The 11,992-nt window shown below is 42.9% G+C and carries 8 protein-coding genes, 1 pseudogene and 1 CRISPR repeat array; of the genes and pseudogenes, 2 read left to right on the top strand and 7 right to left on the bottom strand.

Annotated features, from left to right (window positions below):
• Positions 1 to 94: 94 nt before the first annotated feature.
• The 5 genes and pseudogenes from PSE7429_RS15390 to PSE7429_RS23780 form a co-directional block, all read right to left on the bottom strand.
• Positions 95 to 578: pseudogene (locus tag PSE7429_RS15390) on the bottom strand (transposase); the annotation flags it as partial.
• 146 nt (positions 579 to 724) lie between these two features.
• A CRISPR array of direct repeats spans positions 725 to 2,141; the repeat unit is 37 nt; unit sequence GCTTCAAAACCTCTGAAACCCTTTTAGGGATTGAAAC.
• Positions 2,142 to 2,151: 10 nt separating this feature from the next.
• Positions 2,152 to 2,909 (bottom strand): IS1 family transposase gene (locus PSE7429_RS15385; protein ID WP_202950454.1). Its coding sequence is split into 2 segments (ribosomal slippage): positions 2,152 to 2,330 and positions 2,330 to 2,909, totalling 759 coding nucleotides; the frame shifts between segments, so codons are not numbered across the junction.
• 225 nt (positions 2,910 to 3,134) lie between these two features.
• Positions 3,135 to 4,295 (bottom strand): metallophosphoesterase family protein, encoded by a 1,161-nt coding sequence (locus tag PSE7429_RS15380; protein ID WP_009628176.1) that lies wholly within the window; start codon positions 4,293 to 4,295, stop codon positions 3,135 to 3,137.
• Between the two features lie 12 nt (positions 4,296 to 4,307).
• Positions 4,308 to 4,943 carry a ribonuclease HII gene (locus tag PSE7429_RS15375; RefSeq protein ID WP_009628175.1) on the bottom strand — a complete coding sequence of 212 codons (636 nt, stop codon included), beginning with the start codon at positions 4,941 to 4,943 and terminating at the stop codon, positions 4,308 to 4,310.
• Positions 4,944 to 5,159: 216 nt separating this feature from the next.
• Positions 5,160 to 6,872, bottom strand: a complete 1,713-nt coding sequence (locus tag PSE7429_RS23780; RefSeq protein ID WP_009628174.1) for an MHYT domain-containing protein — start codon at positions 6,870 to 6,872, stop codon at positions 5,160 to 5,162.
• Between the two features lie 996 nt (positions 6,873 to 7,868).
• Between PSE7429_RS23780 and PSE7429_RS15360 the strand changes: the two genes are divergently transcribed.
• Positions 7,869 to 9,986 carry an FAD-dependent oxidoreductase gene (locus PSE7429_RS15360; protein ID WP_009628172.1) on the top strand — a complete coding sequence of 706 codons (2,118 nt, stop codon included), beginning with the start codon at positions 7,869 to 7,871 and terminating at the stop codon, positions 9,984 to 9,986.
• A gap of 1 nt (position 9,987) precedes the next feature.
• On the opposite strand, the gene PSE7429_RS15355 is transcribed toward PSE7429_RS15360, so the two are convergent.
• Both PSE7429_RS15355 and def read right to left on the bottom strand, forming a co-directional pair.
• A complete protein-coding gene (locus PSE7429_RS15355) occupies positions 9,988 to 10,350 on the bottom strand; it encodes a cupin domain-containing protein (protein WP_009628171.1) in 363 nt (120 codons plus the stop codon).
• Positions 10,351 to 10,405: 55 nt separating this feature from the next.
• Positions 10,406 to 10,972 (bottom strand): peptide deformylase, encoded by a 567-nt coding sequence (gene def, locus PSE7429_RS15350; protein WP_009628170.1) that lies wholly within the window; start codon positions 10,970 to 10,972, stop codon positions 10,406 to 10,408.
• Between the two features lie 395 nt (positions 10,973 to 11,367).
• On the opposite strand from def, the gene PSE7429_RS15345 reads away from it, so the two are divergent.
• Complete coding sequence (locus PSE7429_RS15345) at positions 11,368 to 11,958, top strand: DUF3177 family protein (RefSeq protein ID WP_009628169.1); 591 nt, start codon at positions 11,368 to 11,370, stop codon at positions 11,956 to 11,958.
• Positions 11,959 to 11,992 lie beyond the last annotated feature (34 nt).

The raw sequence follows: 11,992 nt of genomic DNA, 5'->3' as shown, positions 1-11,992 counted from the left end.
CTAAATATTCTCCTTTTCATTCTCTTGGATTTGCCCAGTTCTCCATTCTCTGGGTTACTTTTTCCTGCTCTTTTTCTGATTAGCTTAATCAACTTAGTCTAAACTCCAGTCTTTGGGCTGCTGTCTCAAAACTACTGATCCGCTCGTGACATAACGGGATTGCCCAACTCCCTGACATTTCTGGTACCCATCCCAAGGTGCTGTAGTCATGCCCCAACACAATTGGTTTGTTGCCTTCAACCAAATTCGGTTGATGCACAAAACTCCTGTCTTTTAGCGTTTTGGCATGGGGTCTTCCCCACCCTGTATGGTCTCCTGCTAGCAAGGGGCGAATGTCTTTGGGTATTTGTTCTACACATAGTCGTCTAAGCCTTCCTCGTCTCGGACGACTATCTTTTAGTGATTCATACAGGCTTGACCATTTCCGCCGATACACCGCAGATAACGATAATTCTGCAAATGATTTCACGCTTGGACTGGTTAACACTGCATCCATTAAGTCAAATATTGCATCTCTTCCATTTCCTAAAAAATTAATATGCCTGTTGACGAAAGTTCTGTAGTTTATCAATAATCATGACTGTAGATGTGCTTTTTCTTTTTCTATCTACTTTAGGCAGTTTGTATCTCTTTTACTCTGCCTTTTTTCCTTTTTTAGTCTAAACTCCAGCCTTTTAGGGATTGAAACATCCGAATCCGCAGAAAGCGATCGCTCAGATCAGGAGCTTCAAAACCTCTGAAACCCTTTTAGGGATTGAAACCAAGACTTGATCGGTTTGGGGCGAATCTACCTGGGCTTCAAAACCTCTGAAACCCTTTTAGGGATTGAAACAGATCGTGGCATTGATGACACCGCAATACTCGCTGCTTCAAAACCTCTGAAACCCTTTTAGGGATTGAAACTTGCCATCGGCATAAAAGAATCTAACCTTACAAAAGAAGCTTCAAAACCTCTGAAACCCTTTTAGGGATTGAAACCTAGTGGAAGAATCCAAACCCGTTCTAGTGGAAGTAGGCTTCAAAACCTCTGAAACCCTTTTAGGGATTGAAACATTTCCGAATGGCTAACACAGCAAGCATCAGTGGGCGCTTCAAAACCTCTGAAACCCTTTTAGGGATTGAAACCGTTTATTTGGCGAATACGCAGATTGGGATGAACGCTTCAAAACCTCTGAAACCCTTTTAGGGATTGAAACGTAGTCGGCGTAGCGGCGGAATGTTATGTGGAATGCTTCAAAACCTCTGAAACCCTTTTAGGGATTGAAACGGATTTGCGACTGATGAAACAATACTAATGGAAGAGCTTCAAAACCTCTGAAACCCTTTTAGGGATTGAAACATTTTATGCGATCGCCATTGGACACCAGGCGACGCGCTTCAAAACCTCTGAAACCCTTTTAGGGATTGAAACAAAAATTCATCGGGGAAATTAGTAATTCCTCAATCGCTTCAAAACCTCTGAAACCCTTTTAGGGATTGAAACGGCTGCTCAGCATCCACAGATACATCAATGATGCGCTTCAAAACCTCTGAAACCCTTTTAGGGATTGAAACTATTCACACTATAGCGATGAACCTACAAAGAAGATGCTTCAAAACCTCTGAAACCCTTTTAGGGATTGAAACGGGATTTATAATAATCCAACTTGGATTTAAAGTCTGATGGCTTCAAAACCTCTGAAACCCTTTTAGGGATTGAAACTCTCTCTCTAGAGTGCATGGAATAGCATCAGGATCGGCTTCAAAACCTCTGAAACCCTTTTAGGGATTGAAACCTCTCTAACACCTACCGAAAAAGAAATAATCGATGAAGCTTCAAAACCTCTGAAACCCTTTTAGGGATTGAAACGGCAAGGTGTATAAGGATATGACTGAGCAGCAAGGCTTCAAAACCTCTGAAACCCTTTTAGGGATTGAAACTTGAATAACAAGGTCATTACCCTTTACCACAGGGCTTCAAAACCTCTGAAACCCTTTTAGGGATTGAAACTCAAAGATCGCCACTAAACAAAATCAATAGGTGGGCGGCTTCAAAACCTCTGAAACCCTTTTAGGGATTGAAACTAGTTCCTTGTCGGTCATCAGTTTGACCGTTCGGGCAAAGGCTTCAAAACCTCTGAAACCCTTTTAGGGATTGAAACTGTGGTAGTCCTAAAAAGGAAAGGACGCACACGGAGGTAAAGAAGTGTTGTAATGATGAATAAAATTCCAAATGGCACCAATGTGATTTTCCAACTTCTTAGAAAAGGATAAGGTCTTTCTAACTAGTCTAGATACTCGTTGACGTAACGTACAGTTGAATCGCTCAATATAGTTGGTCTTTCCCGTTCTTTACCGACTGCCCTATGACGTTTGCTGGGAAGGACAACTGGATAAGACGAGTAGAAATCAGTGTAAATAATCGCACATTGTCGATAGACACTAGGCAACGATTCCCATAACTTTTGAGCTGAGTCCCCAGAGCGATCGCCAATATAACAACCGACAATTTCACGAGTCTCGGCATCAATGGCAAGCCATACCCACTGTTTATTGCCTTTGTCGTCCACAAAAGACCATAATTCATCCATCTGTACGATCAAACGGCGTTTTGGTTTTGGTTCTACCTCCACCTGCTGAGGAACGTTTTCATATTTATGATTGACGTAACTCTGCAACCATTTCTCTGAGACCTTGAGGACTCTAGCTATTCCAGCTAGTGGGATTTTTTCTAGCAGTAGTCTCTCTAAAAGGTCATAAGTGTCTTGGATACGCTCTGAAACTCTCTGCCACTGTGGATTTTCTACAAATTGACGACCACAGTCCCGACATTTATAATTTTGTTTGCCATGCCGAGTACTACCGTTTTTAACCACTGATACGGACTGGCAGGATGGACATGATGGACTTGATGGACTTGACTCTGACATTGCTTTAATCTGTAACAACCATCTAGATATTTTCCCTCATCCTTTCCTTTTTAGGACTACCGAAATGGCGTAGCCATTTCTTAACTTGAAAACCCTGACTAGGTTTAGTTTTCAATTAACGAAAGTGTGACAAAACTTTCGTTAATTGGTATAAAGCGCTGTAAAAACAGAGGCAAAGCCTGTAGCGCGCGCGTAGCGTGCACTACAGGCTTTAAGATCTCTTAGCTACTTATCACTAAATTCCATATACAAACTTTTGAAAGCTTCAATCACATCAGGTGACAAGTTCTTTTCCCGATCGCGATAAAAATTTTGAAACTCGGCAATCGGATCGAAGCGATCGTAGTCTGGAGGATCTGGTAACTTCGCCAATTCATTCACGATTAATTTTGGTTCCACCATTACGGCTTGAGGACAGGCTTTCCGCACCCGATCAGCCAGTCCTATGGGCGGCGTATCAACAGCGATCGCAAATTTGAGATAGCCCTCATAGTCGCGATGGATTTCTAGCTGCTCGTCTAAAAGATCGATATGGCATTCCACTTTTTTGAGAGGCTTTTGACAAGTAAGAGGCTGAAATTGTACCTTGGCAGGTCTTCCCGTCTCGACTTCGATTACATTAAACCCTTTTTCTTCGCCAACTTCGCCAAAGTCTACTTGAATTACCGAGCCTGCATAGTAGGTTGGCGCAGCATTGGGAATTTGTTGCGGTCGATGAATATGCCCCAAGCCGACATACTGAGATTCTGAGGGAATAGATTGTCCTGAAAGACTGTAAATATCTCCGCTATAGAAAGCAGCTTCTGAACCTGCAAACTTCGCTCCCTCAATGGTCATATGCGCCATCATTATATTGACGGCATCGCTTTTAAAGCCTGTTGCGAGATCTTGAAGAATAGAAGTAACCGTAGTCTTATAGTCAGCTCTCTGCTGGAAAGCATCTAAATTCCACATGTCATCGGATGTTAATAATCTTCTTTCCGAGGCAAAGGGCATGGCCGCAACGCATAGTTTGCCACTGGCGGTCTCAAGGTTTACCAATCCGCCATCCTCTGCCAATCTCGGTTTGCCTAAGGCTCTCACCCCTGCGAGGGATAGCAAATGGGCGAGGCTATCGATCCGATTGGCGGAATCATGATTTCCTGCGATCGCTACCGAAGGAATGCTCAAGCGATTGAGCTTATAGAAAAATTCATAGGCAACTCGCTCAGCATCGGTTGTGGGGTTCGGCACATCAAAAATATCACCTGAGATGATCACCGCATCCACTTCATACGCTTGGGCATAGTCCAGAATTTCATTTAGAGCAAATTCGATCTCAGGAGTGCGATCTACTCCTTTTAATTTCCTGCCCAAATGCCAATCAGAGGTATGAATTAAACGCATAGTCTTAATTTCTCAAACAAATTGGTCTTTTTCACCGATCTCTTTAATTTTAAAGGTTTTTCGATGCAGATCGCTGTAACCAAGGTTGGTGATCGCCTGTCGATGTTTAGCCGTACCATAGCCCTTATTGGTCGCCAGATCATAATCTGGATAGCTATTGGCAAGTTCAATCATTTTGCGATCGCGCCATACCTTCGCGACGATGCTCGCCGCCGCAATCGATATGGATAGAGAATCACCTTTAATTACAGTAGTTTGAGCAAGGGGTGGAATCAATTTAAATCGCAAAAGTTGATTGCCATCGATTAAGCAGTGATCGGGTTGTGGTTGTAACTGAGCGATCGCCCTTTCCATGGCTAGCAAACTTGCCCCCAGAATATTCATGTGATCGATTTCCACTACGGACGCAGTGCCAATGGCACAGGCGATGGCAACTTCGCGAATCAGCAGATCTAGTTTTTCGCGCTTTTGCGGTGACAATTTTTTGCTGTCGGTCACGCCGAGATTTTCTAAATTCGCTAATTGGGTGATTGGCAAAATTACCGCCGCCGCCACTACTTCCCCAAACAAGGCTCCCCGCCCCACCTCATCTACACCTGCTACGGGATGATGGGCAATCTCTAGCGATCGGATCTGTTCTTTTTCCACAGGATTTAAATTAAATTATGCTCTACCGAATATCTTAAGTGCTTGTGCAAAATAAATTACCCAAACCCGTAAAGTTGCGCCCCTACGGGGCGCAACTTTACGGGTTTGGGTTTGTAATTAATTATGCCCAGCTACTTAGAATGCAATGAGAACGCAATAAGAACGTCATAAGAGCAAAATATCTAGTCAGGATTTAAAACAGGACACAAACTAAAGCTAGCGATCGCTACAGATAGGGATTTTAATCGCAAATTCCGTGCCTAAGTCGGGAGTAGACATACAAGTTATTTCCCCGTGATGCTTGGCTTTCACGATCTGATAGCTAATAGACATCCCCATCCCCGTTCCTTTGCCTGCGGGTTTAGTTGTAAAAAAGGGATCGAAAATCTTCGGTTGAATTGCTTCGGGAATGCCCGAACCATTATCGGCAATATCGATTTGTACCCAACGCGAATCGATAGTCGATGTCCGAATTGTAATCTGACCTTGGCGATCGCTTTCCCCCTTGGTCTGGTGATTGGATTGCTTATTATGCAGTTCTTCTAAGGCATCGATCGCATTGGTCAAAATATTCATGAACACTTGATTGAGTTGTCCTGGATAACACTCAACTTGGGGCAAGTTGTAATCGTATTCCCTGATTATTGCGATTTCAGGACGGTCTTTTTTGGCTTTAAGGCGATGCTGCAAAATCATAATCGTATTATCTAGCCCCTCATGAATATCGGCCGCTTTACAATCTGATTCATCAATTCGGGAGAAGTTACGTAATGACAGTACAATCTGGCGAATGCGATCGGTTCCCACCTTCATCGAATCGATCGTTTTGATCAGATCCTTTTGCAAAAAATCTAGATCGATTTCAGCGGCTAAGGATTGGATTTCTGTACTCGATTCGGGATATTGCTGCTGATATAGGGTGAGCAACCTGAGTAAGTCCCGAGCATAATTCTGAACGTGGGGAAGATTGCCGTGGATAAAGTTAACGGGATTATTAATTTCATGGGCGATACCTGCCACTAATTGACCCAAGACAGACATCTTCTCACTCTGCACCAATTGGGCTTGAGTCTGGTTCAAAACCTGCATTGTTGCTTGCAATTCTTGAGTCTGTTGTCTGAGCTGAGCCTCGGATTCGCGTAATTGCTGGGCTTGAGCCTGCGTTTGGCGTTCGCTTTCCTGTGATGCGAGGAGACGACGGTCGAAAAAGGATGTCAATAAGGCTCCTCCCAAAACGATCAGAGTTCCAATGCTCACAGTGGCAGCAAGTAATGCCGAATTTTCAGAGTTAACTAGCATCGATCGCTCCATATCCGTTCTTGAGGTAAAAGAAGCAGCCGCTAAACCCGTGTAGTGCATCGTCGGAATTGCCGCACCCATGACGATCGCACTTAAAATCTTGTGGCGAAAATGGTTTAAGGAGCTATCTTCCCTCAGCCGAAAAACGATCAATAAAGCAATGAAGGAAATAGCGATCGCAATTGCAACGGAAAAGGTTGCGACTTGCAAATCATAGGTAATGGAAGCAGGAATATGCATTGCTGCCATTCCCAGATAATGCATTGAAGCAATACCACTTCCCATTAAAAAACTTCCTCCTAATAGGGGAAGCCAAGCGAAGGGACGACTCATCACAAAAAGAGCTAATCCAGAAGCCATCATCGCTGGCAAAATAGAAGCCACAACCGTCCAAAAATTGTAGTGAATTGCGATCGGTAGGCGCAAAGCCAACATTCCGATAAAGTGCATAGACCAAATCCCAATCCCCATGGTGGCAGCACTGCAAATCAACCAACCGATTTGTGCTTGCCCTTGAGCTGCATTCACTCGCTCAGACAAATCGATCGCTGTATAAGACGCTAATATTGCAACTAGGATCGAAATTGCAACTAGTTGTAAGTTATAGCCAGTCGTCAAGGTATAAATCATAAAATTTACAATGAAAAATGTTTCTTATCAAAATTTAAGATGATAAATAAGATGATAAAAAAGTTGAGTTTTGGAGATAAATTTCGTAGATAATTCTAAAAAGAAATAGGCAAGTAACTGGGCATCTTAAAAAAACAAAGCTATAACCTTTGGCTTACGCTAATTGTGGTTTAAGGGCTTTGGGCTTTGGTATTTAATTGTGCTTAGCTAGTCCCAGAAGTTATATTTTATATCAATTCCCAATTCGTCTGGGTGAACTAAGAGCTAAAAAAACTTGATGAAATTAGCTGAAATTAGCTGAAATTATTTTTTTATCTTTAAATTTATCTTTAAATTAGTAGATGATCGCTTAAAAATAATTGACCTATAGAAATCCTAAATAAGTTATACATAAGTGGGCTTAATTAAATATAAAATCCAGATCTAAAACCTGTGGCGCTTGCACCGCAGGTTTTAGATCTGGATTTTAATTATGCTGAGGTAATTAACCAAAAGTCTCTATAGCAATCCTAAATGATTTGAAAGAGGCTTTCGACTCCACTCAGGCATCAGTATAAGATGTCATATACGATAGCTGCGCAAAGTCGAATCCCTATTTATCTCATACAATGCTTTGCGCTCAAATCCAAACCGCTAAGCTTGTTGCAAGTGTCGCGAAGCAACACTTGCAACAAGCTTAGCGGTTTGCTCTCTGGTCTTAGTTTTTAATTATGCTGAACTATTTACAAGGCATATTAGTTATGTTTGGTTTTGCTGTTCTATCTGTTTTTGTCAATTTATTGATCGGTTTACTTCTCATATTTGGCTTACTTCTAATTGTTAACTTAGTCGTTTATAGATCCTTTAAGTTTTCTAGTAATTCCCCATGGTTGTTTATAGGAGTCTTATGTGGATCTTTAATCTTTACAGGGATTTTGGGCACTTTATCGCTATTTCGCTTTTCTGTTTCTATACATACCTATATACTGGCGCAATTAGCTATGGAAATGTAAATTAATGCCAAACTCATTGCCAAATATTCAAAATTTGCAAAACATTCAAAACATTCAAAACATTCAAAACATTATTGATATTCCCGTTCGGTTTGCCATCGCCGCCATCTCTTTTACCATCTGCTTAGGGGTAGTAAGCAACGATCGCGCGATCGCCCAAAAGCCCCTGACCAGCAATCCCGAACGCAGCGAAGAATGCGAAATCTTGGTGGTGGGTGGTGGGTTAGCAGGTACGGCAACCGCCTACGAAGCCTTGCTAGCTGGTCGTACAGTTTGTGTTACCGAGATTACCGATTGGATTGGTGGACAAATCACATCCCAAGGCACTTCTGCTCTAGATGAAGCCAAAAAACAACGCAATCTCTGGTTCTTTCCCCAAGGCTATACAGAATTTCGTAAGCGGATCGAACAGAACTATGGAAAATTAAATGCGGGCGACTGCTGGGTGAGCGTATCCTGTTTCATTCCCAATACGGCGCAGCAGATATTAATGGGAATGTTGCAGGAGGCTGCACAAAAGGGAAATGGCAAACTGAAGTGGTTTCCCAATACCGTCGTCAAAAAACTGGAAATGAGTGCCGATGGGAAAGAGATCGACGGTGCGATCGCCATTCAGCATCGTCCCGCTCCTAATACGCCGCCACTAAATTCCGAACCGCTTTCACAAATTATTGAAGATGCCTATCGTTACGAAAATTCGCCACGATTGCAAAAACAAGTAATTCGGTTTATTCCCTTAACTAAGCCCCAGTCACCGCCATTAAATCGACCAACCAATTGGTTTGTAATTGACTCTACGGAGACGGGCGAAATCATCGCTTTAGCCGATGTCCCCTACCGCTTGGGTATCGATCCGCGATCGCCCCTCAATCCCTCCTCGCCCGTCACCGAAAATGATGCTTACTGCACCCAAGGGTTTACCTATACCTTTGCGATGGAGCAAACTCCAGAGGCTCAACCACAGGAGAAACCTAGTTTTTACGATCGCTACGCGCCCTATTACGGCTCCGATCCGAAGCCCAATCTTGCTAACTTCGATTCTATCTTTACCTATCGCCGCATCTGGAATGCGGAAACGGATAATCCTAAAAAAAATGCCTTTGGCGTTTCCTCAATGAAAGCAGGAGATATCTCCATGCAGAATTGGGTATGGGGTAACGATTACCGTCCTGGCACTGATAAAGATAATCTCATCTATTCTAGAGAGCAATTACAGCAATCTGGACAGTTAGCACCGAATGGATGGATGGGGGGACTGCGCAAAGAAACCCTCCAGAGTGGTGAAGAAATTGCACTGGGCTTTTACTACTGGTTAGTAGCGGGTACTACCGACTCCCAACAGAAGAATGCATGGAAAAAGCCTTTTCCTAACCACCGCCTATTGACTGGGCTTGACTCACCCATGGGAACCTTGCATGGTCTATCTAAGTATCCATACATCAGGGAATCACGGCGGATCATTGGTCGTCCCTCCTATGGCTATCCCGATGGATTTAGCATGTCTGAGATTGATGTTTCTCAAGTTGATTTTAGAGATGAAATCTATCGCCAGCAGCTCTCACAGGAAGACTATCGCAATTTATGGAAGGCTCTCTCAGGATTGGAGGCGACGAGTGTCATCAAAAACAATACTGAGCCCGATCGCATTACTCGGCGGACACGTTCGACGATTTATCCCGACGCGATCGGCATCGCCCAATACTATCTGGATTTTCATCCTTGCTTGAGTGAATATCCTGTTGAAAAGGCTGGTAATACCGAACGATCGGGTGTTCGCAATGGTCATGGTGCTGCTTTTCCAGGACAGATTCCTCTGCGATCGCTAATTCCTCAAAAAATTGACAATCTGATCGTATCGGGCAAAAATATCGCCTATAGCTACATTGTTGCCGCAGGCTACCGCGTTCATTCCTACGAATGGTCTGTGGGAGCCGCCGCAGGAACTACCGCCTCTTTTGCTCTCTCAGAAGGAATTTTGCCCTATCAAATAATCGAAGATTTGCCGAGGGTAAATCCCAAACTTGCCAAATTGCAGCAAATACTCACCCAGAATAATAACCCGATCGCTTTCCCCGACACGTCTATTTTCAATCTTAATTGGAATGACTGGAAAATTTGGTAACTCAATCGTATATGGTTTCATCCTCTTGTCGCCAAGCAGGATCGACAATACAGATAAATACTATGGGCTTATCCCCAATATTTTTCAGGAACTGCTTCGCATTGGGAGGAATATACAGAGCATCGCCAGATTCAATCTCGCGAACATCATCATCAATATGCATCTCGCCTCTACCACTGAGGATGTAATAGACTTCGGAAGTGGTTAGAGAATGCGGTTGCGAAGTCTCACCCACAGGCAAAATTGCATGGGCAAGGCTATAGCGCAGGTTAATATCCTGTTTGTCTGGATGCAATAATTCACGCAATATCGTCGAATCACCCGCAATAAATTCTGGGCAATCTAATAGTTTTTGGATCAGCATAATTGGAGCAATATAAATAGACCTAATCTAAAAAAGGTGGCTTTGCCACCTTTTTTTATTTGATTGCCTGAACATCCTTTGTCGCAAACCCATGGGCACTTAATTCCTTATTTAGCGCGATCGGATTCTTGACGCGATCGACAAATAAAACGCCATTAAGATGATCCATCTCATGCTGAATTACCCTTGCAAGCAGTCCCTCCGCAATCATATGCTGCGGTCTACCGTCTTCATCACGATAGGATACTTCAACGCGATCGGGGCGCACAACATCGAGAAATACTTCAGGAATACTCAGACATCCCTCTTCGCCAGTAATTAAGTCACCACCCGAAGACTTGATTTCGGGATTAATCATTACGAGGGCAGGTTTGCTTTCGTCTTTAAGTTCGATATCGATGACGAGCAATTGCTTGTTAATTCCGACCTGTGGTGCAGCAAGACCGATACCGTCATTGCTGTACATTGTTTGGAGCATCTCGACAATAGTCTGACGAATTTCGTCGTTTACTTTGCTAATACGTTTTGCAGGTTGACGCAATACGCGATCGCCTAGGGTATGGACTTGTAGTGGAGGATTCTTGAGTTTTTGTTTGGGAACTTTGAGAGAAATTGCAGACATTGCCAATCAGCTTGTAAATATAAGCTTGTAGTGAACTATTCATATTTTGCCACAATTTACTCCAATGCTCTTTTTAGCTTAAATTCTCGGATATCGCTAAAGAGGTCAGGAGTTGTAATTAGAAAACAGGGCTAGATAAGCTATTTAGCCGATGTAAAAATATTGCTTCTTTGAGAAGCTAAAAACAGCAACATAGATGTTTCGTTAAGCCCATTTGATGCGAGATTTGAACTAACAGGTTTAGGTCTCGCTATTTTTGTTGCAATTTTTTGTGGCGATGCTTTATTCGCTTCTTTCAAAGAAGAGCTATTAAACTAAGCTTTAGATTGAGATTATTTATTGCAAGTCAGTATAGTAACATAAGTTGGAAGATCTGGTCAGAATTTTTTGCCTTTATGGATGCAACCCTTATTCGTCAACTTGTATGGCTAGACTATCGCTTAGCTCTGGTATTTATTGCCCTGATTCCCTTTGGTATGTCAATCTGGGCTTTTCGGGGTGGCAATGAAGCCATCAAGCGATCGCTGCTTTTATACTGGCGCGTCGCAAGTCTGGTACTGATTACTATTTATTTAGCGATCGGTAGTTTAGGCATATCTTTTATCTCAGGCATCGTAGCAGCCCTTTTAATCGTTCTTGCCCTCTGGTTCTGGCAAGATTTGAACGAAGATATCGCAGCTTCCCGTAAAAGCCTCAAATCTGTTTATTTAGGATGGCGTTGGGCAACCACTATTTATTGCTTGTTGAGCGCTGTGTTTCGCCTATTATTTTCTAACTGCGCCTTTGTGAAGATCGAGCAAATTGGGGATATTTGTCCAATCTGGTTTGAGCCTCCCCTAAGCTTTAGTAATTTATTTCATAATGGTGTGCCTGTTGAGAATTTGGCATTTATCGGCGCAGTCGGGGGAATTGTGTATGTCTTATATCTATTTTTCTTTCTCGCATTTAGCTTGCCTAAAACTGGTCGAATTGCGTTTCGTGACTAGTTTTGGCTGTTACCAAGTGTGTTGAGAATGGCGG

The sequence above is a fragment of the Pseudanabaena biceps PCC 7429 genome (assembly GCF_000332215.1).
Classification (GTDB): Bacteria; Cyanobacteriota; Cyanobacteriia; order Pseudanabaenales; family Pseudanabaenaceae; genus Pseudanabaena; species Pseudanabaena biceps.
This window is presented reverse-complemented; position numbering and strand designations above follow the sequence as displayed.

Bases quoted from the DNA above. Each gene is read 5' to 3' on its own strand.
- PSE7429_RS15380 (WP_009628176.1), bottom strand. From the start codon at position 4,295: ATGCGTTTAATTCATACCTCTGATTGGCATTTGGGCAGGAAATTAAAA.
- PSE7429_RS23780 (WP_009628174.1), bottom strand. From the start codon at position 6,872: ATGATTTATACCTTGACGACTGGCTATAACTTACAACTAGTTGCAATT.
- PSE7429_RS15360 (WP_009628172.1), top strand. From the start codon at position 7,869: ATGCCAAACTCATTGCCAAATATTCAAAATTTGCAAAACATTCAAAAC.
- PSE7429_RS15355 (WP_009628171.1), bottom strand. From the start codon at position 10,350: ATGCTGATCCAAAAACTATTAGATTGCCCAGAATTTATTGCGGGTGAT.
- def (WP_009628170.1), bottom strand. From the start codon at position 10,972: ATGTCTGCAATTTCTCTCAAAGTTCCCAAACAAAAACTCAAGAATCCT.
- PSE7429_RS15345 (WP_009628169.1), top strand. From the start codon at position 11,368: ATGGATGCAACCCTTATTCGTCAACTTGTATGGCTAGACTATCGCTTA.